This is a genomic window from Pseudomonas kermanshahensis, assembly GCF_014269205.2.
Lineage (GTDB): Bacteria > Pseudomonadota > Gammaproteobacteria > Pseudomonadales > Pseudomonadaceae > Aquipseudomonas > Aquipseudomonas kermanshahensis.
Genome location: NZ_JABWRY020000001.1, coordinates 1,753,437 through 1,776,934 on the forward strand (window position 1 = coordinate 1,753,437; position 23,498 = coordinate 1,776,934).

At 63.3% G+C, this 23,498-nt stretch carries 22 protein-coding genes; 8 read left to right on the forward strand and 14 right to left on the reverse strand.

All coding sequences use genetic code 11. The features are described 5' to 3' along the window. Positions 1-4: 4 nt before the first annotated feature. The 6 genes from HU764_RS08100 to HU764_RS08125 all read right to left on the reverse strand — a co-directional run bounded on the left by HU764_RS08100 (position 5) and on the right by HU764_RS08125 (position 5,981). Positions 5-1,486, reverse strand: a complete 1,482-nt coding sequence (locus tag HU764_RS08100; protein ID WP_186703297.1) for an aldehyde dehydrogenase family protein — start codon at positions 1,484-1,486, stop codon at positions 5-7. Further along, positions 1,483-2,763: an NAD(P)/FAD-dependent oxidoreductase gene (locus HU764_RS08105; protein ID WP_186703296.1), complete on the reverse strand. Its 1,281-nt coding sequence runs from the start codon at positions 2,761-2,763 to the stop codon at positions 1,483-1,485. The genes HU764_RS08100 and HU764_RS08105 overlap by 4 nt, the downstream gene beginning before the upstream one ends. Before the next feature lie 126 nt (positions 2,764-2,889). Further along, positions 2,890-3,765 (reverse strand): dihydrodipicolinate synthase family protein, encoded by an 876-nt coding sequence (locus HU764_RS08110; protein WP_186680028.1) that lies wholly within the window; start codon positions 3,763-3,765, stop codon positions 2,890-2,892. A gap of 36 nt (positions 3,766-3,801) precedes the next feature. Then, positions 3,802-4,467 (reverse strand): amino acid ABC transporter permease, encoded by a 666-nt coding sequence (locus HU764_RS08115; RefSeq protein ID WP_099454655.1) that lies wholly within the window; start codon positions 4,465-4,467, stop codon positions 3,802-3,804. A 10-nt stretch (positions 4,468-4,477) separates the two neighbouring features. Further along, positions 4,478-5,149 carry an amino acid ABC transporter permease gene (locus HU764_RS08120; RefSeq protein ID WP_099454654.1) on the reverse strand — a complete coding sequence of 224 codons (672 nt, stop codon included), beginning with the start codon at positions 5,147-5,149 and terminating at the stop codon, positions 4,478-4,480. A gap of 10 nt (positions 5,150-5,159) precedes the next feature. After that, complete coding sequence (locus HU764_RS08125) at positions 5,160-5,981, reverse strand: amino acid ABC transporter ATP-binding protein (protein WP_099454653.1); 822 nt, start codon at positions 5,979-5,981, stop codon at positions 5,160-5,162. Between the two features lie 432 nt (positions 5,982-6,413). Here HU764_RS08125 and HU764_RS08130 point away from each other — a divergent pair, with 432 nt between their 5' ends. Together HU764_RS08130 and HU764_RS08135 are read left to right on the forward strand one after the other, a co-directional pair. Further along, positions 6,414-7,247: a transporter substrate-binding domain-containing protein gene (locus HU764_RS08130; protein WP_186680026.1), complete on the forward strand. Its 834-nt coding sequence runs from the start codon at positions 6,414-6,416 to the stop codon at positions 7,245-7,247. Positions 7,248-7,328: 81 nt separating this feature from the next. Next, on the forward strand, positions 7,329-8,099 hold the full coding sequence (locus HU764_RS08135; protein ID WP_099454651.1) for an SDR family NAD(P)-dependent oxidoreductase: 771 nt from the start codon (positions 7,329-7,331) through the stop codon (positions 8,097-8,099). Positions 8,100-8,107: 8 nt separating this feature from the next. Here the strand turns inward: HU764_RS08135 and HU764_RS08140 are convergent, their stop codons facing one another. From HU764_RS08140 to HU764_RS08160, 5 genes are all read right to left on the reverse strand, one after another. Continuing rightward, positions 8,108-9,403, reverse strand: coding sequence for an NAD(P)/FAD-dependent oxidoreductase (locus HU764_RS08140; protein ID WP_186703295.1), 1,296 nt, complete (start codon positions 9,401-9,403; stop codon positions 8,108-8,110). Between the two features lie 55 nt (positions 9,404-9,458). Next, positions 9,459-9,881 (reverse strand): RidA family protein, encoded by a 423-nt coding sequence (locus HU764_RS08145; protein WP_186703294.1) that lies wholly within the window; start codon positions 9,879-9,881, stop codon positions 9,459-9,461. A 28-nt stretch (positions 9,882-9,909) separates the two neighbouring features. Continuing rightward, positions 9,910-11,049 (reverse strand): ornithine cyclodeaminase family protein, encoded by a 1,140-nt coding sequence (locus tag HU764_RS08150; RefSeq protein WP_099454650.1) that lies wholly within the window; start codon positions 11,047-11,049, stop codon positions 9,910-9,912. A 258-nt stretch (positions 11,050-11,307) separates the two neighbouring features. After that, positions 11,308-12,618 carry an alginate export family protein gene (locus HU764_RS08155; RefSeq protein WP_186703293.1) on the reverse strand — a complete coding sequence of 437 codons (1,311 nt, stop codon included), beginning with the start codon at positions 12,616-12,618 and terminating at the stop codon, positions 11,308-11,310. A 188-nt stretch (positions 12,619-12,806) separates the two neighbouring features. Next, entirely contained in the window at positions 12,807-14,294 is a 1,488-nt protein-coding gene (locus tag HU764_RS08160; protein WP_186703292.1) for an aldehyde dehydrogenase family protein, read from the reverse strand. 277 nt (positions 14,295-14,571) lie between these two features. Between HU764_RS08160 and HU764_RS08165 the strand changes: the two genes are divergently transcribed. The 3 genes from HU764_RS08165 to feaR all read left to right on the forward strand — a co-directional run bounded on the left by HU764_RS08165 (position 14,572) and on the right by feaR (position 17,689). After that, positions 14,572-16,068 carry an APC family permease gene (locus HU764_RS08165; protein WP_186703291.1) on the forward strand — a complete coding sequence of 499 codons (1,497 nt, stop codon included), beginning with the start codon at positions 14,572-14,574 and terminating at the stop codon, positions 16,066-16,068. Next, positions 16,049-16,633 carry a DUF3156 family protein gene (locus tag HU764_RS08170; RefSeq protein ID WP_186703290.1) on the forward strand — a complete coding sequence of 195 codons (585 nt, stop codon included), beginning with the start codon at positions 16,049-16,051 and terminating at the stop codon, positions 16,631-16,633. The genes HU764_RS08165 and HU764_RS08170 overlap by 20 nt, the downstream gene beginning before the upstream one ends. A gap of 114 nt (positions 16,634-16,747) precedes the next feature. Beyond that, the gene (gene feaR, locus HU764_RS08175) at positions 16,748-17,689 is read left to right on the forward strand and encodes a transcriptional regulator FeaR (protein ID WP_186680016.1); all 942 of its coding nucleotides are present in this window, start codon (positions 16,748-16,750) and stop codon (positions 17,687-17,689) included. Between the two features lie 143 nt (positions 17,690-17,832). Here feaR and HU764_RS08180 read toward each other — a convergent pair whose 3' ends face one another. Both HU764_RS08180 and HU764_RS08185 read right to left on the reverse strand, forming a co-directional pair. After that, positions 17,833-18,198 (reverse strand): cupin domain-containing protein, encoded by a 366-nt coding sequence (locus tag HU764_RS08180; RefSeq protein ID WP_186680014.1) that lies wholly within the window; start codon positions 18,196-18,198, stop codon positions 17,833-17,835. Positions 18,199-18,228: 30 nt separating this feature from the next. Further along, the gene (locus HU764_RS08185) at positions 18,229-19,527 is read right to left on the reverse strand and encodes an NAD(P)/FAD-dependent oxidoreductase (protein ID WP_186680011.1); all 1,299 of its coding nucleotides are present in this window, start codon (positions 19,525-19,527) and stop codon (positions 18,229-18,231) included. 240 nt (positions 19,528-19,767) lie between these two features. Here HU764_RS08185 and hpaR point away from each other — a divergent pair, with 240 nt between their 5' ends. From hpaR to HU764_RS08200, 3 genes are all read left to right on the forward strand, one after another. Continuing rightward, positions 19,768-20,190 (forward strand): homoprotocatechuate degradation operon regulator HpaR, encoded by a 423-nt coding sequence (hpaR, locus tag HU764_RS08190; RefSeq protein ID WP_085273095.1) that lies wholly within the window; start codon positions 19,768-19,770, stop codon positions 20,188-20,190. A gap of 203 nt (positions 20,191-20,393) precedes the next feature. Next, complete coding sequence (locus HU764_RS08195) at positions 20,394-21,563, forward strand: p-hydroxyphenylacetate 3-hydroxylase oxygenase component (RefSeq protein ID WP_027596123.1); 1,170 nt, start codon at positions 20,394-20,396, stop codon at positions 21,561-21,563. A gap of 75 nt (positions 21,564-21,638) precedes the next feature. After that, entirely contained in the window at positions 21,639-22,577 is a 939-nt protein-coding gene (locus HU764_RS08200; RefSeq protein WP_186703289.1) for a p-hydroxyphenylacetate 3-hydroxylase reductase component, read from the forward strand. Between the two features lie 107 nt (positions 22,578-22,684). Here the strand turns inward: HU764_RS08200 and hpaI are convergent, their stop codons facing one another. Continuing rightward, positions 22,685-23,488, reverse strand: coding sequence for a 4-hydroxy-2-oxoheptanedioate aldolase (hpaI, locus tag HU764_RS08205; protein ID WP_027596125.1), 804 nt, complete (start codon positions 23,486-23,488; stop codon positions 22,685-22,687). Positions 23,489-23,498 lie beyond the last annotated feature (10 nt).

Below are 23,498 nucleotides of genomic sequence, written 5' to 3' on the forward strand. Positions count from 1 at the left end.
TACCTCACTTGATGTACCAGCCCCAAGGCTGTTCGCTGTCGTAGCGGGTGATCTGCTTGGTTTCGAGGTAGTTGTTCAGGCCCCATTCACCCAGCTCGCGGCCAATCCCGCTTTGCTTGTAACCGCCCCAGGGGGCTTCGGTAAAGGTCGGCTGGGAGCAGTTGATCCAGACAATACCTGCGCGGAACTTGCGGGCCACGCGCTCACAGCGCGCCAGGTCTTTGGACATGACTGCGGCGCCCAGGCCGAAGCGTGAGTTGTTGGCCGCGTCGATCGCTTCCTGTTCGCTGTCGAAGGGGCGGATGCACACCACCGGGCCAAAGATTTCTTCGTTCCAGATCCAGCTGTGTTCCGGCACGTCGGCGAACACTGTGGGTTGCAGGTAGAAGCCTTTGTCCAGGTGTGCTGGGCGCTCGCCGCCCACCACCAGGCGGGCACCTTCTTCCAGGCCCCGGGCGATGGCGCGCAGGGTGCCATCGTACTGGTTACGGTTGACCAGCGGGCCGAGCAGCACGCCTTCTTCCATGCCGTTGCCGATCTTGATCTTGCGCGTTTCTTCGGCAAGGCGTGCCAGCAACGGCTCGTACACCGAACGCTCTACCAGCACCCGTGAGGTGGCCGAGCAGACCTCGCCCTTGTTCCAGAAAATCCCGAACATGATCCACTCGACCGCAGCTTCGATATCGCTGTCGGCAAAGATCACGAATGGCGACTTGCCGCCCAGCTCCAGGGTGACGTTCTTGATGTCCTGTGCGGCCGCTTGCATGATGCGGCTGCCGACCGGCACGCTGCCGGTGAAGGCCAGTTTGTCTACGCCGGGGTGCGCGGTCAGCGCTGCACCGACGGTGGTGCCGGGGCCGGTGACGATGTTCAGCACACCGGCAGGCAAGCCGGCTTCATCGGCGATGCGCGCGAGCTCCAGCGCGGTCAGCGAGGTTTGCTCGGCGGGCTTGAGGACGATGCAGCAGCCCGCCGCCAGGGCCGGGGCGATCTTCCACGCGGCCATCAGCATCGGGAAATTCCAGGGCACGATGGCGCCGGCAACACCGATGGGTTCCTTGCGCGCCACGCAGCTGAAACGGTCATCGGACAGCGCGATGGGTTTTTCGCGTTTCTCATCCAGTTCTTCAGCCAGGTTGGCGTAGAACTCGAAACAGCCCGCTGTGTCGCCGATGTCCCACATCGCTTCCGGAAAGGGTTTGCCGTTATCGCGCACTTCAAGGGTGGCCAATTGTTCCTGGCGGGCACGGATGCCCTCGGCGATCTTGCGCAGGTAGGCGCCACGTTCGGCGCCGCTCAGGCGTGGCCATGGGCCTTCGTCGAAGGCAACGCGAGCTGCTTTGACGGCCACGTCGATGTCTTCGGCACTGCCGGACGCCACCTGCGCGATCAGGCTTTCGTCACTGGGATCGAAAGAGGGGAAGCGTGCGCCCAGGATGGGGCTGACCCATTGGCCATTGATGTAAAACTGGTCGTAGCGATTCATGCTGCTCCTCCAATGAGTGCGAAACGTCGGGCGCTGAAGGCGTTCAGGTCTTGTGCGGGCGTGCGCTGCGCGACCAGGTCGGCAACCAGGCGGCCGGTGGTGGCGCCGAGGGTGAGGCCGAGTTGGCCATGCCCGAAGGCCATGACCACGTTGTGCAGGCGTGGTGCGCGGTCGATGACGGGTTTGGTGTCCGGCAGGAAGGGCCGGTAGCCGACGCCAAACTGCATGCCTTGGGTGTTCAGTTGCGGCAGTACCCGGCGTGCCTTTTCCATGATGATCTCGGCGCGCTTGAAGTTCGGTTCGGCGCCTGGCGCTGCGAACTCGAGGGTGCCGCCAATCTGCAGGCCACGGGTCATGGGGGCAAAGCAGAAACCACCGTCGGCATAGATCACCGAATGGCGGATCTCAACCCCAGGCTGGGGTAATACCGCCTGGTAGCCGGCAATCCCAGCCAGCGGGATGTTGACCCCAAGGGTGTCGAAAAACGCGCGGGCACCGGTACCGGCGGCGACGACAACCTGCTCGGCCGGCAAGCGCGTGCCGTCGGCAAGGGTCACGCCGGTGGCGCGGTCGTGGGTGTGGTCGATCTTCACCGCGGCTTGGCGCACGCGCACGCCCCCTTGGGCAATGAAACTTGTGGTCAGGGCCGCGATAAACCCTTCGGTGTCATTGACGGCGCGCCAGTCGGGGAACAGCAAACCATGCTGGTACTTGCCCGCCAGGGCCGGCTCCAGGTCAGCGATGGCCGCGCCGTCCAGCTCTTCTGATTTGAAGCCAAGCTGCTTGCGCAGGTCCAGGTGAGGGCGTTCGTGGGCCAGCCCGGCCGGGGAGTCGAATACCTCAAGGATGGGGCGGTCGCCTAGCAGGGTCTTGTCGGGGCAGGCGTTCAGCAACGGCGCATAGTCGTCGTAGACATGCTGGGTGAGCCGGGCCATGTCTTGCGCGATCTGGTTGATCTTCGAGGTGCGCGCGCAGGCCAGGAACCGCAGAAACCACGGCAGGATGCCAGGCAGTGCGCTGGGGCGCAGGGCCAGGGGGCCTTTCTGGTCGAGCAGCCAGCCAGGAATTTTCATCAAGATGCCAGGCTTGGACAGCGGGATGACTTCGCTGACCGCCATCTGGCCGCAGCTCCACTTGGCGGTGCTGTCGCCAGGGGCGGCGGGGTCGACCAGGGTGACCCGGTGGCCGTCGCGCTGCAGGTACAGCGCGCAGCAGACGCCGACGATACCGCCACCGATGACGATGGCCTGTTGCGCTGAAGGGTGCGGGTTGTTCATGGTGCAGGCTCTACGTTGTTGCGAGGGCTGCGCCCTCGATCGCGGGCAAGCCCGCTCCTACAGGTTTGCGCCGCTCCTTGTGAGAGCGGGCTTGCCCGCGATGGGCCGCAAAGCGGCCCCTGGCACTTATTGCTGCGAAGCTTCGTATACCGTGCGGAACTCGGCCTTTTCTTCATCGGTCAGCGGCAGCAGCGGCGCACGGGCATTGCCAACCTTGAAGCCTGCCAGCTCCGCCCCGTACTTGACCTTTTGCACGAACTTGCCGCTTTCCAGGTTGGCCATGGCTGGGAACAAACTGCGCATCACTTGCTGGGCACCGCGGATATCGCCAGCCGTAAAGGCCTTGTGGAAGGCCACGACCTTCTCCGGGAAGATGTTCGCCGGGCCACAGATCCAGCTGTCGGCGCCCCACAGGTAGAAGTCCAGCGCTTGGTCGTCCGAGCCGCAGGACAACTGCATGCCCTTGTATTTCTCACCGATCTCGATGGCACGCAACAGGTTGCCGCTGCTTTCCTTGATGCCGATCACACGCGGGTGTTGGTGCAGCGCCGCGATCACGTCCAGGCCCACTTCGACGTTGGTGCGGATGGGGTAGTTGTAGAGCACCACGTTGATCTCGGGAAAGGTCTGAAGGATGGTGTTGTAGTGGGCCAGCAGCTCTTCCTGGGACGGCAGCGCATAGTACGGCGGGGCAATCAGCAGGTTGGTGTAGCCAGCGTCGACGGTCTGCTTGATCTGCTCCAGCACTTCACGGGTGCACGAACCGTTGGCCCCCGCGATCAGGGTGCCGCGGTCACCGACCACCTCTTTGACGGTGGCCAGTATCTGACGGCGTTCGTCATTGGCCAGTGCATAGTATTCGCCGGTCGAGCCCAGTGGCACGAAACCGCTGACCCCTGCGGCCAGTTGATGCTCGAGGATCGAGGCCAGGGTGTCGTGATCGACTTTGCCCGCGGCGTCGAAAGGGGTGACCAAGGCAGGCAGGATACCGTTGAGTTTCATGATGTCGTCTCCGGGGTTGGTTTCAGATCAGTCAGGTCAGTAGGCGTAGCGACGCAGCAGGCGCCCTTCGACCACGCCGACCAGGCGGGTCAGCGGGAAGGCCACGAGGAAGTAGATGACGGCCACAGCCGAGAGGAACTCGACCGGGCGGGCGGTGCTGTTGGAAATGTTCTGGCCGACGAACATCAAGTCGGCGACCCCAACCGAGGAGATCAACGCACTCTCCTTGAACAGGCTGACCACGTTCGACAGCAGCGGGGGCACGGCGCGCAGCAGTGCCTGGGGGAAGATCACATAGAGCACCTTCACCTTTGACGTCAGGCCCAGGGCGGTGCAGGCGTCGTGCTGTTCGCTGGCGATGGACTTCAGCGCGCCGCGGAAGGTCTCGCTGGTGATTGCCCCCATGAACAAGGTCAGGGCGATCAACACCGAGGCATAGGGCGGGATGTTCAGGCCGAAGACCACCGGGAAGCAGAAGAACACCCAGAACAGCTGGATCAGCAGTGGCGTGCCGCGGAAAAACTCCACGTACAGGGTCAGCGGCAGGCGCAGCAGCGGCGTCTTGACCTGGCGCAGCAGGCTGACCACAAAGCCCAGCAGGCTGCCCAGCAGGGCGCAGATACCGGTGAATGCCAAGGTTAGGGCCAGGCCTTTCAACAGCACTGGCCAGTAGTTCAGAACAACCGAGAAATCGAGTGGCATGGCTGTCTCCTCAGCGCTGGGCAGCCAGGTCCTGGCGTCGCTCGAACCACTGCACCAGCTGGGCGATCGGAAGGGACAGGGCGAAGTAGACCAGGGCGATCAGGGTGTAGGTTTCCAACGGGCGATAAGCCTCGGTGGCCAGGCTCTTGCCGACGTACATCAGGTCGGCGACGGCGACGATCGCCACTAGCGCGCTTTGCTGCAGGGTGCCGATGCCGTTGGTGATCAGCACCGGCAAGGCGCTGCGCAGCGATTGCGGCAACACCACGTACAGCGTGCGCTGCCAGGGCTTCAGGCCCAGTGCCACGCAGGCATCGAGGTGCTCGCGCGGTACCGCTTGAACGCCCGCGCGGTAGGCCTCGGCATTGAATGCCGTAAGGTTCAAGCCCAGGGCCAGGAAGCCCATGGCGATCGGGTCGATGAACACGTCGAACAGCATCGGAACGCAGTAGAAGAACCAGACGATCTGCAACAGCGCCGGGGTGCAGCGGAAGAACTCGATGAACAGCTGCGCCGGCCAGCGGATGAAGAACCATCGGCTCAGGGCCATCAGGCACAGCACGAAACCGCACACCAGCCCGATCAGGTTGGACACCAGGGCCAGCTCGAGGGTGACCTTGAGGCCGTCGAGCAGGGCCGGCAGGCTGCCATTGAGGAAGTGGAAGTCAAATTGGTAGTTCATCGGAGCGCCCTCAGTCCAGGTGCAGGACTTTTTCCAGAAACTCGCGGGTACGGGGTTCGCGCGGGGCGGTAAAGAGCTGGTCTGGGTGGCCCTGCTCGACGACCTTGCCGTTGGCACAGAACACTACGCGGGTGGCGATGTGGCGGGCGAAGTGCATGTCGTGGGTGACGATGACCATCGCCATCTTCTGTTCGGCCAGTTGCAGCATCACGTTCTGCACCTCGATGACCATTTCCGGGTCGAGTGCCGAGGTGACTTCGTCGAACAGCATCAGCCGCGGTTCGAGCATCAGTGCGCGGGCGATGGCCACACGTTGTTTCTGGCCACCGGAGAGCTGGCTGGGGTAGGCGTGCAGCTTGCTTTCCAGGCCCAGCCGGGCGAGGTAGGCGCGGGCTTTTTCGGTGGCCTCGGCCTTGCTCAGGCCATGCACCTTGACCGGGGCGAGGATCAGGTTGCCCAGCACCGAGAGGTGCGGGAACAAGGTGTAGTGCTGGAACACCATGCCGATCTGTTTGTGCAGGGTTTCATCCAGCGGCTTGCCTTGCTTGCGGCAGCCATCGATGTAGGGCTTGCCCTGGAAGCGGATGGTGCCGCCCTGGATACCTTCCAGGCCCATCAACACCCGCAGCAACGAACTTTTACCGCTGCCGGATGGGCCGATGATCACCAGCCGGTCATCGGCGCGCATGTCCAGGTTCATCTGGTCCATCACCACCAGTTGCTCGCCATAGGCCTTGCGAACGTCACGCAGCTGGATGAAATCACCGCCGTTGACGGAATTCGGGGTGAGCGAAGTCAGTGGCTGGGCAGCCACTAAATGAGGCGTGTTCATGACAGTCGTCTCCGCGAGGTCGCCCCTGGCCAGGGCCCTCGGCATGTCAGCAGGCGTTACCGGGCTTTCAGGCCCGCTGTGTTTTAGGCAGCAGCCGCAGAATTGCAGCGAGACACGGGACGGCGGGGAAAGGGGGGCGTGGCATTTTGAGTCTCTCCGGTGATTGTTTTTGTAGGCAGAAGAGCAAGCAAAAAAATAGCGCGATAATTCTAATGAGTGCCGCTATGTATGCAGCGTTGTATTCAGGCTAGTGTGATTTCGCTGAGCCTGTCAACACATGCGTAAGCGGAAATTTTTTCATCAGCATTCCAAACGGCTATTGACAGGCCAGCTCAACCCTTTCTACTGTGAGTACAGCATTGCATACATACAAGCATGCAGATAAACGCCTTACCTTCCTGCCAACAACAATGATTATCAGTGAGGTCAAAAATGGTTGTTTCCGTCCGCTCTTCGTTCAACGCGCTGTTGGCCAGTGCCAGCCTTTGTGCCGCACTGCTGGCTCAAGCGCCGGCCCAGGCCGCTGAGACTTCGCTGTGGCAAGACGTGCAAAAAGCCGGGGTGTTGCGTTGTGGCGCCGCCGTGGCAGCGCCGTACGTGATGCGAGACGCCAGCACTAGCGCCTACAGCGGCTACTTCGTCGACCTGTGCCGGGACTTCGGCGAGAAGGTGCTCAAGGTCAAGGTGGAGTTCGTCGACACCAGTTGGGACAACCTGGTGGCGGGCTTGCAAAGCAGCAAGTGGGACCTGGCCATGGCCCTGAACCAGACCCCGGAACGTGCCTTGGCGGTCGCATTCACCGTGCCGGCAACCGACTATCAGGTGTCGCTGCTGGTCAACAAGAACAACCCCAAGCTCGTAGACGTGAAGGACGACATCGCCACCCTCGACAAACCGGACGTGACGTTCGCGGTGATGTCTGGCACAGCCCAGGACAAGGCCATCAGCGCGGTCGTGCGCAATGGCAAGATCATGCGTTTGCCCGGCATGGACGAAGCGCGCCTGGCGGTCATGTCCAAACGTGCTGATGTGCTGGTCGATGCCAGCGACACCAACCACCTGTTTGCCCTGGCCAACCCTGACTGGACCCGCGAGATACTGCCCAAGCCTGCACTGGCCAAGCAGGGCGTTTCATTCGGTGTACGCCGGGACATCACGGCGGCCGACCTTGAAGTGCTGAACATCTACCTGAGGCAGCGACGCGACACCGGTGAAATCCAGCAGTTGGTCGACAACGCTTCGCTGGCGGCCAACGCTGCCAAGTAGGGCGTAACACTGCGTCATGCCGCGCGCCTGCAGCCAGGCACGCGGCATTTTTCTGGGCTGCATAGAAAGAAGGTGAACTTCATGAGTGAACGCACACGGCCCCTGCATGGGCAGGTAGTCCTGGTCACGGGAGCGTCAGGGGGTATTGGCGCCGCGATTGTCGAACAACTGGCGGCCGAGGGTGCCAAGCCGCTGATTCATTACAGCCGCGATGCCAAAGGTGCCGAGGCCCTGTTGGAGCGGATCGCGGGCAATGGCTGGACCGTGCAGGGTGACCTGAGCCAGGACACCGGCCCCGAGGCCCTGTGGCATGCCGCCCTTGAGCTGGCCGGTGGGCGCATCCATGGCCTGGTCAACAACGCAGGCATCCGCACCGAGGTCCCGCTGGATGCGCCCTCAGCGCAATGGCGGGCGGCGTGGCGTCGCGAGTTTCAAGTCAACTTCTTCGCCGCAGCCGACTTGTGCCGTGAAGCAGTGGCGCATTTTGGCGCCCATGGCGGCGGGCGTATCGTCAACATGGCCAGCCGCGCCGCCCAGCGAGGTTATGCCGCCGAGGCATTGCCCTACGGCAGCAGCAAGGCCGCGCTGATCAACTTGACCAAATCACTGGCCCGTAGCGTGGCGGGGCAGGGTGTGGTGGCGGTGGCGATTGCCCCGGGTTGGGTGCGCACCGACATGGCGGAACAGTTTGTCGCCCAACATGGCGAAGCCGCCGCCGTGGCAGACATCCCCCTTGGGCGTATGGCCAGCCCGACTGAAATCGCCGAGCTGGTGGCGTTCACTTTGCGCCCGTCCCAGGCGTCGCTCAACGGCGCGACGCTGGATATGAACGGCGGCAGTTACATCCGATGAGGCGCCGCTTAGGCGAAGCGCTCGAACCGGTAGGGGCTCGGGTCGATCAACGTGGGTGACTGCGAAACCAAGTCCGCCGCCAATTGGCCCGCTGCCGGCGAGGTGCCGAAGCCATGCCCGGAAAACCCGGTCGCCAAGGTCAGGCCGGGAATGGCCGGCACCGGGCCGATCACGGGGTTTGAGTCTGGGGTGACGTCAATCGTGCCTGCCCAGGCGGAGGCGATCCGGGCCTGCTCGAACACTGGCCAAGCTGCTTTCAGGTTACGCAGGGCTTCATCGTTCAATGCCGTGTTGGCCTGTGGGTCCTGAACCCTGACGCGCTCGAAGGGCGTCACCTGGGAGGCACTCCAGCGCCGGGCCAGGGCCAGGTCCTTGAAGAAGTACTTGCCGAAGCTGATGCGCAAAAAGTCACGCTGTGCCCGCAGTTGCGGCAGGTAACGCCTGCCCAGCAGCAGGTGATCCAGGGTCAGGAATGCATCGAGCGCCCCGCGCTGGGTAATGATGTAACCGCCATCCTTGTGTTTGCGGAAGGAAAAGTCCGGTGCGCCCACGGCAATGTCGGTCGGGCCGTCCAGCGGGTGGGTGCGCAGTACTGAACAGGTCAGCGGCAGGGTGGGCAGGTTGATATTGAGGTTGCCGAGAAACTTGCGAGACCACAAGCCGCCGGCTAGCAATACCTGGTCGCAGCGAATCTCGCCTTGCTCGGTGACAACGCCGCTGACCCTGCCAGCGGCGGTGACCAGCGTGCGCACCGCGCAGTTTTCCACGAGCACCGCGCCTTTGGCGATCGCTGCACGGGCGATGGCGCTGGCGGCCAGGGTCGGCTCGGCGCGCGCGTCCGAGGCGGTGTAGATGCCCCCGGCCCAGTCGGCACGGCCGCCGGGCACCTTGTTGGCAATCTCCTTGTTGCTGAGCAGCCGAGAGTCCAGGCCAAGGTGCTCGACGCTCTTGAGCCAGCTTTCGTGCATGCCCATCTGCGTGTCGTTGCGGCCGATGAACATGATGCCTGCTTGCCGGTAGCCGACATCGCTGCCGACCCGTTCTGGCATTTTCGCCCACAGTTGGTCGGCCGCCAGGGCCAACGGAATATCGTGCGCATGGCGGTTGGTCTTGCGCACCCAGCCCAGGTTGCGCGACGACTGCTCGCCCGCAAGGCGCCCCTTCTCCAGCAGCACCACAGGGATGTTGCGTTCGGCCAGGGTAAGGGCCGCGGTCAGGCCGATGATGCCTCCCCCGATGATCACCACGCTCGTGGCCTGAGGGTGGGTGGTAGGGGTGTGCACAGGGTCGATGACGGGGGGCATGGCTTCACTCGGCGGCAGTGTGAACGGAATGTTGCGGTTCAAGGCTGGCGGCGCATCACTCGCCCAGGCGGATCAGCGTGACCTGCGCGCGCGAAGCCCCCCGGTACGCCGTCACTTCCAGCTCGACTTTGTAGACGGTCGAGCCCAGGGGCGGGCAGGTGACGGTGGTGGCCGGGTCGATGCCTCGGAATTTTTCGCCGATCACTTCCATGACCGTTGGCACGTCGGCCGGGTCCTGGATGAACACACGCGAGCTGATCACATCCCCCAGCACGGCATCGACTGCCGCCAGTGCGGTTTCGATGTTGGCGAATACCTGGTGGGTCTGTTCGATCACGTCTTCAGGGATGACCTGGGTCTGCGGGTTGCGCCCGGCGGTGTTAGAGACGTGGATCCAGTTGTCCACCGCCACCAGGCGGGAATAGCTGGCCAGGTCTTCGAATTTCGAGCCGGTTTTCAGTTTGGTGATCTGCGTCATGGGGAGCCTTTTTTGAGTGGTTGAGGAATCAGCTAAGGACAGGTTTTTCCCAGAGATTGAGCTTCACGCCGATGCCTTTCTCGAGCGCGTTGCGGTACACGACGGTGCCCCAGGCAACGTCTTCCACGGGCATGCCGCCCACCGACATGAGGATGATTTCTTCGTCGTTCAGACGGCCTGGCGCATCACCCCTGATGATCTTGCCGATGTCCTCGACCTGCGCGGCGTCCAGCTTGCCTTCGGCGATCATGTCCATGAAGCGCACGCCTACCAGCGGCACATGGTTGTGCGCAGGCTTGGGCAGTTCTTCGAACCAGGCTTGGTACAGCCCTGTGTTGTCTACTACCTTGCGCACGTCCGCACGCTCCATGCCGTCATCAATGCTGCACGGGGCAGGCATGGCCAAGAACGCACCGGGCTTGACCCACTCGCGCCGCACCAGCGGGTAAGTGCTGGGGTCGCCGACTTCACCCGAGCTGCAGTAGCTGACCAGGTCGGCGTCACGTACCACCTCTTCCAGGGTCTGCACGACCTGGATGTGGGTGATTTGCGGGAAGGTCGCCTGGACCCAGGCAACGAAGTCATCCAGGTTCTTCTGGCCTCGGCCCTTGATCTTGATCGTATCGATCAGCGGGCACACCGCCATGAACGCGGCAACCGTGGTCTTGCCCATCACGCCCGGCCCAGCCAGGCCGATGACCTTGGCGTCCTTGCGGGCCAGGTGGCGCGCACCAACCCCGGGGATGGCGCCGGTGCGGTACGCCGACAGCAGGTTGGCCGACATGTGTGCCAGTGGGGCGCCGGTGTCGGCGTCGTTGAGGGTGAACATCAGGATCGAGCGGGGCAGGCCCTTTTCGCGGTTGGCGATGTTGGAGCCGTACCATTTGGCGCCCGCGGTGCGGAAGTTGCCGCCCAGGTACGCTGGCATGGCCATCATGCGACGGTCTGCGGTCGGCTTTGGCATGTGCGGGAACGGCGATTGCTCGGGGAAGGTGATCATCGCACCGTGGGAGTCGTTGTTCGGGCCGGCCATGCGGTAGTCGCCCTGGTAGAGCAGGTCGAACATTTCTTCCATGGTATCGACACAGGCGGGCATGTCGGTCACGCCGGCGCGGATCATGTCCTGTTCGGACAGGTAGATGAAGTCAATGCGGGTATCGAGGGTCATGGCGGGTCTCGCAAGGCGGCCGTTGTCAGGTTTTGTTCTTGTGGGCGGGGGCTGTCATTCGTGGTGTCAGTTTCGCTAACGAGCGGCAGGCCGTCTTGCGTCAGCGTGCCAGGCGACTTGACCTGCCGTGCCACGGCTGCGCTTCGTGTGGAGCAGCCTTGCGCTGCGAAGAGGCCGGTGAAGGCAGCGGAGATCTACTGTGTTTTCACCGGCCTCTTCGCAGCACAAGGCTGCTCCTACAGTGGCTCATGTGCTGATCTAGAACGGCACCGCAACAGTCAGCTGGCTGTAGACGTTGGTGCCGTTGCCGCCCACCTGATTGCCGCCGTTGCGCTCGTCCTTGCGGGGCTGATACAGGCCCACCAGCGGGCTGATGATCAGGTGGTCGTTGACCGCCCATTCCAGGTAAAGGTCGAGTTCCCGGGCATCGAGGTTGAGGCTGTCGCGGGTACGCACCGTGTCGAAGTCGAAATACAGCGCACCGACCGTGAGGTTTTCCAGCGGGGTCGCCTTCACGCCGACATGGTGGATGCCGGTGTTGCTGTTGAAGGGCCCGGCATAGTTGGCGGCGACTTCACCCTGGAACCAGGTGCCATAGCCACTGGACAGGCCACTGAACAGCGCGTCCCAGCCTGCCGAGTAGCGGGTGTAGCGGTAGGTCACCTGGGGTGCCCAAGGCAGGTCGGCGAAGGTATAGCCGGCCTGCAGGTACCAGGCTTTTTCCGGGCCGCCTTGCTTGTCTTGCCACGCGTATTCGAAGGCGAAACTGGCATTGTCGATACCGGCGTTGCCTTCACCACGCAGGCTGTAGACGTCCATGCCCTCACGCGCTTTCTGGAACGCGCTGGCCCATTGGTCGGTGACGTCGATACCGTGCACCCAGGTAAGCCCCAAGGTGCCCAGAGCATGGGTGTAGTCCAGGGTGCCGGCGGCCAGTTCGGTTTCAGCCTGCGCGCGGTTATCGGACTTCAGCCACAGCAGGCTGCCATGCAGGCCATCCTGCCCGCCCAGGCGCAGTACTGCGGTGCGGTCGAAGGCGTGACGCGCCGCCAGGTAGTAGGCGCCGCCGCGGTCCAGGTGGCCGTCGGCCACGCCGTTGCCCAGGTTCGGGCCGTCGTCGTTGATCAGGAAGCCGCTGCCCAGGCGGACCACCTGCCGCCCTCCAGAAAGGTCTACGCCATCCTTGCCCAGCCAGGGCAGCAGGTCGCCTGAACGCCAGCCCAGGTAGGCGTCCTCGATCTTGGTGGTGCGCTCGGAGCCATCGGTGTTGCCGGCGGCATCGCCATCGCCCCAGGTGGCGGAGCTCACCCAGTTCAAGGCGCCATAGAGGCTGCCGTTGCCTGCCAGGCCCTGGTCACCGCTCAGGCCATACTTGATGAAGCCCTCGCGCCAGGTCGAGCCACCGGCCGTGCCGTCATAATTCTTGCGGCTGTTGAACATGCTCCACACCGCGAGCATGTCGGCATTCACGTGGCTGTCGTCGTCGGCGTAGAGTTCGTAGGCCGGCGCGGCCTGGCTGGCCAGCAGCGTGGCCAGGGCCAGGGTGGACAGCCGTTGCGGTTTGAACATTGCACTTCCCTCGATTGTTCTCGGCACCTCGCAAGGCGGCCTTTGTTGTTCGGGGGCAGCCTCGTGGAGGCGAGGCGCCGTCGCGGTTGGCTGCGACGGCCTATTAGTGCGTGGATGGCTGGGTGGGGTCTTGTTCGTGGCTGCCAAGGCGCTTGCCCGCCTTGGCCAGGTGCATGCAGCAGGGCGCTTCAGTAACGGATCATCACCGACTTGAGCTCGGTGAAATCATCGATGAACGCCGAGCCGAACTCGCGGCCGATGCCGGAGGCCTTGATACCGCCGAAAGGCACGGCGGGGTCGAGCAGGGTGTGCATGTTGACCCACAGCGTACCGGCCTGGATGTGCGGGACCATCCGCATGGCTTTGCCCAGGTCGTTGGTCCACAGGCTGGCGCTGAGGCCGTAGGGCGTTGCGTTCATCAGGTGCAACAGTTCGTCTTCGTCGTCGTACGGCAAGAAGGTCGCCACCGGGCCGAAGGTTTCCTGGTTGAGCAGGGTGTCGCTGGCGCCCTTGGCGAGAATCACCGTCGGCTCGACAAAGCAGCCTGGGCCATCGCCAATGTGCCCACCATGAAGGATCTGGCTGCCTTCGGCGCGTGCGGTGGCGAACAATTCGGCCAGCTTCTGCTGGTGTGGCTTGTTGGCTACCGGGCCGAACTGGGTCGATTCATCCAGCGGCGAGCCGACCTTCAGCTGGCCCAGGCGTTGGCACAGTGCGTCAAGCAGTGGGTCGATGCGCGAGCGGTGGACGAAGAAGCGCTCACCGGCGGCGCAGATCTGCCCGGAATGCAGAAAGCCAGCTTCAATGATGCCGTCGACGGCTTTGTCGAGCGCTACATCGGGCAGGAACGCTACCGAGTTCTTGCCGCCCAGTTCCAGTGTCGCACGGGTCAGCTTGGCGCCCATGGCGGCTTGGCCGACGGCGATGCCGGTGGGCACGGAGCCGGTGAACGAAACCTTGTCGGTACCGGGGTGCTCGACCAGCGCCTTGCCCACCAGGCCGCCGCCGGTCAGTACGTTGAGGGCGCCCGGTGGCAGGCCGGCCTCGCTGGCCAGTTCGGCGATGCGCAGCAGCGTCAGGGGCGTGAACTCGCTGGGTTTGAGAATGATGCTGCAGCCGGTGGTCAGCGCCGAGGCCAGCTTCCAGATGGCGATCATGGTGGCGAAGTTCCACGGCACGATGCCCACCACCACCCCGATCGGTTCGCGCAGGGTGAAGGCGCTGTAGCGCTCACCGGCGAACGAGGGCAGGGACGGGGTGATGGTTTGGCCGGTGATCTTGGTGGCCCAGCCTGCGTAGTAGCGCAAGAAATGCGCGGCCTGCTCTACCTCGAACGCGCGCGCGATGCCGATCAGCTTGCCCGACTGCAAGGTCTCTAGCTGGGCCAATTCTTCGCGGTTGGCTTCCAGCAGGTCGGCCAGCTTGAACAGCACGCCGGCGCGGGCGGCCGGGCTGGTGCAGGACCAGGTGCTGAAGCCTTGGCGCGCCGAGCTCACGGCATGGTCAATGTCGGCCTGGTTGGCATCGGCAATGCGCGCGAGGGTTTCGCCATTGGCCGGGTTGACCACGGCAAGGGTCGAGGCGGATTGGCTGGCGATGGAGTGGCCGTGAATGAACACGCCATGTTGGCGGGCCAAGAATGCCGTGACCGCGGGAAGAAGGGTAATGTCGCTCATGCTGGCTCCTGAGGCAGAGGAACGCGGCCTGACCGGCCGCCAAAGCGTCGAGCATAGTGAACGGGCCCGGTGCTGATCTTGCATCTCCCTGACGGCGGCATGACGCTGCCTGCCAGGCATGCAGGTGCTGGCAGGCAGCAACAAGGGCCACGGCAGCCATGGGCAAGACGCCCCGCCGGCTGCGGCGCACAGTGATGACGCAGGGAGGCAAACAACAGCCGTGCGTGCAGGTTCACTTGCCGCGTTCAACGCCACAAAAACAAGCCGGGGCATAACGATGTCACTCAACAATAAGCTCACCGAGCATGTCAACCGGGGCAGTGTCGGTTTTCCTACGGCGCTGGCCAGCACCGTCGGGCTGATCATGGCCAGCCCGGTGATCCTCACCGCGACCATGGGGTTTGGCATTGGTGGCAGTGCCTTCGCCTTGGCCATGGTCATCGCGGCATTGATGATGCTGGCGCAGTCGACCACCTTTGCCGAAGCGGCCTCGATCTTGCCAACCACAGGGTCGGTCTACGACTACATCAACTGCGGCATGGGCCGCTTCTTCGCCATCACCGGCACGTTGTCGGCCTACCTGATCGTGCACGTGTTCGCCGGTACTGCCGAAACCATCCTGTCTGGGGTCATGGCGCTGGTGAACTTCGAGCACCTCAACACCCTGGCTGAGTCGGCGGGCGGTTCGTGGCTGCTGGGTGTCTGCTTCGTATTGGCGTTCGCCGTGCTCAATGCCTTTGGGGTCAGTGCGTTTAGCCGGGCCGAAGTGATCCTCACCTTCGGCATGTGGACCACGCTGATGGTGTTCGGCGTGCTGGGCCTGATCGCCGCACCGGCGGTGGAGCTGGAAGGGCCGTTCGGGGCGTCGCTGGTCGGCACCGACCTGATGACCATCCTCTCGCTGATCGGCATGGCCATGTTCATGTTCGTCGGCTGTGAGTTCGTCACGCCGCTGGCGCCGGAGCTGCGCCGTTCGGCCTGGGTGTTGCCGCGGGCCATGGCGCTGGGCCTGTTTGGTGTGGCCAGCTGCATGTTCATCTATGGCGCAGCCATGAAGCGCCAGGTGGAAAACGTCGTGCTCGATGCCGCCAGCGGCGTGCACTTGCTCGACACGCCCATGGCCATCCCGCGTTTCGCTGAACAGGTGATGGGCGATATCGGCCCGGTGTGGCTGGGTATCGGCTTTTTGTTTGCCGGCGCCGCCACCATCAACACCTTGATGGCCGGGGTGCCTCGCATCCTGTACGGCATGGCGGTGGACGGCGCGCTGCCCAAGGCCTTCGCCTACCTGCACCCGCGGTTCAAGACGCCCTTGCTGTGCATTCTCGTGGTTGCCCTGATCCCTTGCCTGCACGCCTGGTACCTGGGCGGCAACCCGGACAACATCCTGCACCTGGTGCTGGCGGCAGTGTGTGCCTGGAGCACGGCATACCTGCTGGTGACGCTGTCGGTGGTGATCCTGCGCATCCGCCGGCCCGATCTGCCACGGGCCTACCGCTCGCCACTGTTCCCGCTGCCGCAGATCATTTCCAGTGGCGGTATCGTCATTGGCATGGCGTTCATCACCCCACCAGGCATGAACCCGGCCGACATCTATGTGCCGTTCGCCATCATGCTGGCCGGCACCGCCACCTATGCGCTGTTCTGGACGCTGTGCGTGCAGAAGGTCAACCCGTTCAAGCCGGCGCGGGTCGAGGATGTGCTGGAAAAAGAACTTGCGGCAGAGCCGGGCCATGCAGTGGAGCACCTGCACCATGATCAGACGTTTGCGTGATCGCCTGCTGGCGCCGCGTGCCCCGGCCGGCTACCGGCCCGGGGCCACGCTGGAGCTGCTGTCGCGTAACCTGGGGCAGGTGCACATGCAGTTGCTGGAACCCGCCCGCGGGGTGATCGACAACCCGGCGCTGGGCTGTCGTGCCGAGGTACGTGAGTGTGTCGAGGCACACGTGCTGATGCATGTGGTCACCTGCGAATTCCGCCTGTGCCTGCCTGCCCTGCAAGGGGGCGGGGTAACGCTTGAAATGCGTCATGCGGGTGCAATCCGTCGTACTGGCCTGGCGTGCGTGTACCGCCGCGGCGACAAGGCGCGTTTCACCCAGGTACGTGAGCAACTGCTGAACAATGCGCAACTGACCGCCGCCCTGATGCCGCTGGATTTCAAGCGCCTGACCCTGGAATGCCGCGATGGCCACTGGTGGCTGACCTTGGAACACATGGGCGGCAGCGAAGTGGTCAACCGCATGCCAGCGTTTCGTCGCTACATTCAGATCAGCCCGCCGCAACGCGCGCACCTGATGGCCTGCCTCGGCCTGTTCGGGCAATCGCTGCCGCGTCTCTAAGCCTTTTTTGGCACGTGCCTTGCTCAAGCTTCAGACGAGAGATCACAGTTGTGCGGCCATTGATAACATGTTAACAATGGCCCCATAACAACAAATTCTGCGTCGAGGGCATCCATGCACACTCAACAACCCAACCGTCAGGGGCTGGAACGCTGGACCACGGCCATGCAGCAGATCTGCGGCCGTTTCGAGACCGAGTTGGCCTCCAACCCGGCGTTGTTCATCGGCGAAGTGTCGACGTTCTCCCGCGCGGGGTTACCACTGGCCAATCTGCGCACCAATGCCGGCAACATCCGCCGCCTGGGCGACAACCCGACCCTCGACGATGACCAGCATTGCTTCCTGGTCAGCCAGCGCATGGGCTACTCGACGGTGGCGCAGGGTGGCATGCAGGTCAGCCTGGCGCCGGGCGAGTTGCTGCTGATGGACTCTGTCGGGCGTTGCGAGATCACCCCCAGTGGGTTGATCGAGCATGTTTCGCTGGCCCTTTCCCGCGAGCAGGTGCGCAAGCATGTGCAAGGCAGCGGTGGGATGTTCGGCAAGATTTCCTCATCCAATGCCTGCGGGCGCATGCTGCATGTTTTGATGGACCAACTGTGCAAGGACGACCATGCCAGTGGCGATGGTGCGCAAGGCGATGCGTTGCAGACGGCATTCATTGCATTGCTGGAGCCCGGTTTCGAGCGCAATGGCGACTCACCGCACACCCTTGGCCCGCTCAGTGGTGCCAACCTGCGCAGCTATGTGCAGCAGGTGATTGACGAGTCCCTGTCACAGCCCGGGCTGACACCGGCCAACCTGGCCGGCCGGCTGAACATTTCGGTTCGGCATTTGTACCGCCTGTTCGAGGAGGAGGGCGACAGCGTCTGCCGCTACATCCAGCGTGCGCGCCTGAAGCGCAGTGCGGACGACCTGGCCAACCCGTTCTTCAAGCGCGAGTCGATCACCTCGATCGCCTACAAGTGGGGCTTTACCGACTCGGCGCATTTCAGCCGCTCGTTCAAAAAGCAGTTCGAGCAATCGCCCAAGGACTTCCGCGCCCAGGCCATGGCCTGACACGCGCTTACCGCGACCCAGGTAGGAGCAGCCTTGTGCTGCGAAGAGGCCGGTGAAAGCAGTGAAAGTTCACTGTGTTTTCACCGGCCTCTTCGCAGCACAAGGCTGCTCCTACCCAGGTCGTGTCAATCCGGGGGCAAACCTCAGGCCACTGCCAGGTAATGCTTGACGAACGATTCGCTCAGCACCTCCCACAGCACCGGCGTACCTTTGCTGACGAACCAGGCATCACCGGCCTTGAAGCGGGTGACTTGCCCCGTGGATTCATCGGTCAGCTGGATTTCGCCGGTGACGATCACCGCCTGCTCGTCGAACGGGTAGACCATGCGGAACTTGCCACGCGTGGTGCCGAAGTAGGCGCTGCTGACTGGGTCAGTCGGCGCGCCGTGGGTCATCTTGCCGAAGGCGTTGACGTCGCCTTCGAGAATATCCGAGCCCAAGTCAGCAACGCTGCCCCACGGGTCGAGTTCGGACAGTTGGACGCCTTGTTTGGCGGCGGTGAGGGTCATGGCAGTGCTCCAGTGATGAGAGGGAAAGGTTTAACGGCGGCCGTTGAAATAGCCCGACAGCTGGTGCGCGGCCTTACCGGCGGTGAGCAGCAGCGGGCGGAAATGGTCTTTGCCAAGGATTCGCGCATGCTTGACCGAGCTGAGCAGGCCATAGCGTGCGGACCCTTCGTGCATGCCTTCGGCGAGGATCTTGCAAATGATGTGGCTAGGCGTCACGCCAAAGCCTGAATAGCCCTGCACATAGAACGCATTGGGGCGGTTGCTCAGCGTGCCGATCTGCGGGAACAGGTTGGCGCTGGTGGCCATCGGGCCGCCCCAGGCCAGGTCGATGCGCACGTCCTTGAGGTACGGAAAGATCTTCAGCATCAGTGCACGGTTCCACGCCTTGAGGTCCAGCGGGATATGCTCGATGCAGGACGTGGCTGCGCCGAACAGCAGGCGGTTATCGCGGGTGACCCGGTAGTAGTCGATCACCGGTCGGATATCGCTGTAGGCACCGCGGATCGGGCTGATGCGGTCGATCAGCGCCTCCGGCAGAGGCTCGGTCATCATCTGGAAGGCGTAGGTGTTGATGGTGCGGCTGTGCAGTTCGGGCTCCAGCTTGTTGAGGAAGCTGTCGCAGGCCCACAGCAGCTTGCTGGCGCGCACCGAGCCGCGCCCGGTACGCACCTTGATACGCTCACCGTAGGTCACCTCCAGCGCCGGGCTGTGCTCGAAGATGCGCGCACCGTGGCCGACCAGGGCCTGGGCTTCGCCGAGCAGCAGGTTGAGCGAATGCACGTGGCCACCGCCCATGTGCAGCAGGGCGCTGCTGTAGGCGTCGCTGCCGATGATCTGCCGCACTTCCGAGCCGCCCAGAAAACGGATTTCGTCATGTGCGTTGATGGCCTTGAATTGCTTTTCCCAGGCGCGCAGGGTCTTTTCCTGGCGGCTGTTGAAGCCCATGTAGCCATAGCCGTGGCAGAAGTCGGCGTCGATGTCGTAGCGGGCGATACGTGCCTTGATGATGCCGGCGCCCAGTTCGCTGATCGCGAAGATCTCCTGCAGGCCCTTGTCGCCGACACTGCGCCGGATCTTCTCAAGGTCATGGCCGATGCCCGCCATGATCTGCCCGCCGTTGCGCCCGGTGCCGCCGTAACCCAGGTAGCGCGCTTCGAGCACGACGATGTTGGTCACGCCTTTTTCCGCCAGCTCCAGCGCGGTGTTGATGCCGGAAAAGCCGCCCCCGATGACCACGACATCGGCGTCGATGTCACATTCCAGCGTGGGGAAGTTCAGGTTGTACTTTTTGGTCGCGGAGTAATAGGTCGGGCTCTCGAGGGTGATCATGACGCCGCCTGCTGTATAGAAGTGTGATAGGGCCGTTTGGCAAGCGCTCTGGCACATGAGGCCATTGAGCGCTTGAACATTGGCGGGTGTCTTGTCCTTGCCTGCCAGCGAGTGTAACCAGCCTGCCAGTGCCACTGGCAGCGGTTGCACAGGGCTGCCAGCGGCTGATTGGTTAATGTATTAATGAGCCCGTGCTGGCATACTGGCCTGCTCGCCACTTTCCATGATGCTCGGGCACGCATGACCACACCAAGACCCTCTCTGACCCTTACCCTGCTGCAGGCTCGCGAAGCCACGATGGCGTTCTTTCGGCCGGCATTGAATGCCCATGACCTGACCGAACAGCAGTGGCGGGTGATTCGTATCCTGCACCAGCAAGGCGAACTGGAAAGCCATCAGCTTGCCGAGCTTGCCTGCATCCTCAAGCCAAGCATGAGCGGTGTGCTCAAGCGGCTCGAGCGCGATGGGGTCGTCGCCCGGCGCAAGTCGCCAGAAGATCAGCGCCGGGTGTTCATCAGCCTGACCGACAAGGGGCAGCAGGCGTTCATGGCCATGAGCGAGGAAATGGCCCGCAACTATGAACGGATCCTCAGCCAGTTCGGCGAAGACAAACTGCAGCAACTGATGCAGCTGCTCAACGAAATGAAAAAGATCAAACCGTGACCCGCCAGAGCCCACCGCACCTCGGTTGATCAACACCATGGAAAGTGCAATTTTCCCGCCGTAACGTGCATTTCGAGGCGCACTCGCACCTCACATACTGAACGCGTCTTTACCGACTTGCCGGCTGTGCCATAGCACCGTAACGCCTGCGCCACAGGGCGTGCGCAGCCGCAGCTGACTCTCCAATAATAAAGAGACCGTTCATGAAAAAGCCAAATCCCCTGCTGGAAGACCTCAAGTCGATCCTGCCGACAATTGCTGCGAATGCGGTGCGTGCAGAGCAAGATCGCAGTGTCCCGGCAGAGAATATCGCGCTGCTCAAGAGCATCGGCATGCACCGTGCCTTTTTGCCTAAACACTATGGCGGCATGGAGATCTCGCTGCCGCAGTTTGCCCAGTGCATCGCCTTGCTGGCAGGCGCCTGCGCCAGCACCGCGTGGGCCATGAGCCTGCTGTGCACCCACAGCCATCAGATGGCGATGTTCTCGCCCACGCTGCAGCAGGAGGTCTGGCAAACCAACCCGGATGCCACGGCCAGCAGCAGCATCGCGCCCTTTGGCCGTACCGAGGAAGTCGAAGGCGGCGTGACCTTCAGCGGCGAAATGGGCTGGAGTTCCGGCTGTGACCATGCCGAGTGGGCGATCATGGGGTTCCGCCGCAAGAATGCCGAAGGCACGCAGGACTACTGCTTTGCCGTTCTGCCCCGTAGCGACTACGAAATTCGTGATGACTGGTATGCCGTGGGCATGCGCGGCAGCGGCAGCAAGACCTTGATCGTGCGTGACGCCTTCGTGCCGGAGCACCGCATCCAGAAGGCCAAGGACATGATGGAAGGCAAGTCGGCAGGCTTTGGTCTGTACCCAGACAGCAAGATCTTCTTCGCCCCGTACCGCCCGTATTTCGCCAGTGGTTTTTCCACCGTCAGCCTCGGTGTCGCCGAGCGCATGCTGGAGGTGTTCCGCGAGAAAACCCGCAACCGCGTACGTGCCTACACCGGCGCCGCAGTGGGGGCTGCAACCCCTGCGCTGATGCGCCTGGCCGAGTCCACCCATCAAGTGGCCGCCGCCCGTGCCCTGCTGGAAAAAAGCTGGGATGAAATCGCCGAGTACAGCGAGCGCCACGAATACCCCACACGCGCCACACTGGCGTTCTGGCGGACCAACCAGGGTTATGCCGTGAAGATGTGTATCCAGGCGGTAGACCGGCTGATGGAAGCGTCCGGCGGCGGCGCCTGGTTTGAAAGCAACGAGATGCAGCGGCTGTTCCGTGATGCGCACCTGACCGGTGCCCACGCCTACACCGACTATGACGTTTGCGCGCAGATCCTCGGCCGCGAGCTGATGGGCCTGGAGCCTGATCCGGCGATGGTCTGACCCGCGCGCGGGTCAATTCCCCTTACAACCACAACAACAAACAGGGCAGGCCGCTGGCCTGTTCGGGAGTCTTGCATGTCCACTGAAAACACCACGGCCTTCGATAGCCGAGCCTTCCGCCGCGCGCTGGGCAACTTCGCCACCGGCGTCACCGTAGTCACCGCCGCTGGCGCCAGCGGGCGCAAGGTCGGCGTCACCGCCAACAGCTTCAACTCGGTCTCGCTGGAGCCTGCGTTGATCCTGTGGAGCATCGACAAACGCTCCACCAGCCATGCAGTATTCGAAGAAGCGTCGCACTTTGCCGTGAACATTCTGGCGGCGGACCAGATTGAGCTGTCCAACAACTTCGCGCGGCCCAAGGACGATCGGTTTGCAGGCATCGATTACCAGCAAGGGGCGGGGGGCGCACCGCTGTTGGCTGACTGCTCGGCGCGCTTCCAGTGTGAGAAGTTTCAGCAATTGGACGGCGGCGACCACTGGATTCTGGTGGGCAAGGTGGTGGCGTTCGATGACTTCGGTCGCTCGCCGTTGCTGTACCACCAAGGCGCCTATTCGATGGTGCTGCCCCACACGCGCATGACCCAGCGTGCAGAGGGCCAAGCGCCGAGCAGCCACTTCCAGGGCCGCCTGCAGCACAACCTGTACTACCTGATGACCCAGGCGTTGCGTGCCTACCAGGGTGATTACCAGCCACGTCAACTGAGCACCGGGTTGCGTACCAGTGAGGCGCGCATGTTGATGGTGCTGGAGAACGATGCCGGGCTCAGCCTCAACGACCTGCAGCGCGAAGTGGCGATGCCTGCGCGTGAGATCGAGGAAGCGGTTGCCAACCTCAAGCGCAAGGGCCTGATTGCTGACGATGAGGGGCGGGTGCGGCTTTCGGTGAAAGGTGTGGATGAGACCGAGGCGCTGTGGACCATTGCCAGGGAGCAGCAGGACAAGGTGTTTGGGCAGTTCAGTGAAGAGCAGCTGGATACCTTCAAGACGGTGTTGAAGGCGATCATTCAGATGTGAGCCTTTGATAACCGGGGCCGCTTTGCGGCCCATCGCCCCAGGGATCACGCGGTCCCTGTAGGAGCGAGCTCGCTCGCGAAAGGGCTGCAAAGCAGCCCCATTGCTGTTCAGTAAACCCCGCCCCCGTCACTCACCGACGCCGACGTACCTTTGAACTTCCCCGCCAGATCCTGCAGCCCACGCATCAGCACCGTGGTATCCACCCCCACCGCCACAAACGCCGCGCCCAAGGCGATGTAGCGCCGCGCCAGCGTCTCGTCCGCACTGAGAATACCCGCCGCTTTGCCTGCCTTGCCGATGCGCACGATCGCGTCCTCGATGGCTGCCTGCACCTCAGGGTGCCCAGGGTTGCCGCGGTGGCCCATGGCGGCGCTCAGGTCGGCCGGGCCGATGAACACGCCATCGACCCCCTCGACCGCAACGATCTCATCCAGGTTGGCCAGCCCTTGTTTGTTCTCGATCTGCACCAGTAAGCACATCTGCGCGTCGGCTTGGTCGAGGTAACCCGGGATGCTGTTCCAGCGCGACGCCCGCGCCAGAGCGCTGCCCACGCCGCGTATACCCTTGGGCGGGTACTGCATGGCCTGCACCAGCTGGCGTGCTTGCGCGGCGGTTTCCACCATGGGTACCAGCAGGGTCTGCGCGCCGATATCCAGCACTTGCTTGATCAACGCTGTATCACCAATGACCGGGCGAATTACCGCCTGGCTCGGGTAGGGCGCCACCGCCTGCAACTGCGCGAGCATGCCGCGCAGGTCGTTCGGCGCGTGCTCGCCGTCAATCAGCAACCAGTCGAAGCCGGCATTGGCCGCCAGCTCCGCGCAGTATGCATCGGCCAGGCCGAGCCACAGGCCGATCTGCGGCTCGCCACTGCGCAGGCGTTGTTTGAAGCGGTTGACGGGCATGTCCATGGGCAAGTCC

Coding starts and splice junctions, on each gene's coding strand:
- HU764_RS08100 (WP_186703297.1), bottom strand. CDS start 1,486: ATGAATCGCTACGACCAGTTTTACATCAATGGCCAATGGGTCAGCCCC.
- HU764_RS08105 (WP_186703296.1), bottom strand. CDS start 2,763: ATGAACAACCCGCACCCTTCAGCGCAACAGGCCATCGTCATCGGTGGC.
- HU764_RS08110 (WP_186680028.1), bottom strand. CDS start 3,765: ATGAAACTCAACGGTATCCTGCCTGCCTTGGTCACCCCTTTCGACGCC.
- HU764_RS08115 (WP_099454655.1), bottom strand. CDS start 4,467: ATGCCACTCGATTTCTCGGTTGTTCTGAACTACTGGCCAGTGCTGTTG.
- HU764_RS08120 (WP_099454654.1), bottom strand. CDS start 5,149: ATGAACTACCAATTTGACTTCCACTTCCTCAATGGCAGCCTGCCGGCC.
- HU764_RS08125 (WP_099454653.1), bottom strand. CDS start 5,981: ATGAACACGCCTCATTTAGTGGCTGCCCAGCCACTGACTTCGCTCACC.
- HU764_RS08130 (WP_186680026.1), top strand. CDS start 6,414: ATGGTTGTTTCCGTCCGCTCTTCGTTCAACGCGCTGTTGGCCAGTGCC.
- HU764_RS08135 (WP_099454651.1), top strand. CDS start 7,329: ATGAGTGAACGCACACGGCCCCTGCATGGGCAGGTAGTCCTGGTCACG.
- HU764_RS08140 (WP_186703295.1), bottom strand. CDS start 9,403: ATGCCCCCCGTCATCGACCCTGTGCACACCCCTACCACCCACCCTCAG.
- HU764_RS08145 (WP_186703294.1), bottom strand. CDS start 9,881: ATGACGCAGATCACCAAACTGAAAACCGGCTCGAAATTCGAAGACCTG.
- HU764_RS08150 (WP_099454650.1), bottom strand. CDS start 11,049: ATGACCCTCGATACCCGCATTGACTTCATCTACCTGTCCGAACAGGAC.
- HU764_RS08155 (WP_186703293.1), bottom strand. CDS start 12,618: ATGTTCAAACCGCAACGGCTGTCCACCCTGGCCCTGGCCACGCTGCTG.
- HU764_RS08160 (WP_186703292.1), bottom strand. CDS start 14,294: ATGAGCGACATTACCCTTCTTCCCGCGGTCACGGCATTCTTGGCCCGC.
- HU764_RS08165 (WP_186703291.1), top strand. CDS start 14,572: ATGTCACTCAACAATAAGCTCACCGAGCATGTCAACCGGGGCAGTGTC.
- HU764_RS08170 (WP_186703290.1), top strand. CDS start 16,049: ATGATCAGACGTTTGCGTGATCGCCTGCTGGCGCCGCGTGCCCCGGCC.
- feaR (WP_186680016.1), top strand. CDS start 16,748: ATGCACACTCAACAACCCAACCGTCAGGGGCTGGAACGCTGGACCACG.
- HU764_RS08180 (WP_186680014.1), bottom strand. CDS start 18,198: ATGACCCTCACCGCCGCCAAACAAGGCGTCCAACTGTCCGAACTCGAC.
- HU764_RS08185 (WP_186680011.1), bottom strand. CDS start 19,527: ATGATCACCCTCGAGAGCCCGACCTATTACTCCGCGACCAAAAAGTAC.
- hpaR (WP_085273095.1), top strand. CDS start 19,768: ATGACCACACCAAGACCCTCTCTGACCCTTACCCTGCTGCAGGCTCGC.
- HU764_RS08195 (WP_027596123.1), top strand. CDS start 20,394: ATGAAAAAGCCAAATCCCCTGCTGGAAGACCTCAAGTCGATCCTGCCG.
- HU764_RS08200 (WP_186703289.1), top strand. CDS start 21,639: ATGTCCACTGAAAACACCACGGCCTTCGATAGCCGAGCCTTCCGCCGC.
- hpaI (WP_027596125.1), bottom strand. CDS start 23,488: ATGGACATGCCCGTCAACCGCTTCAAACAACGCCTGCGCAGTGGCGAG.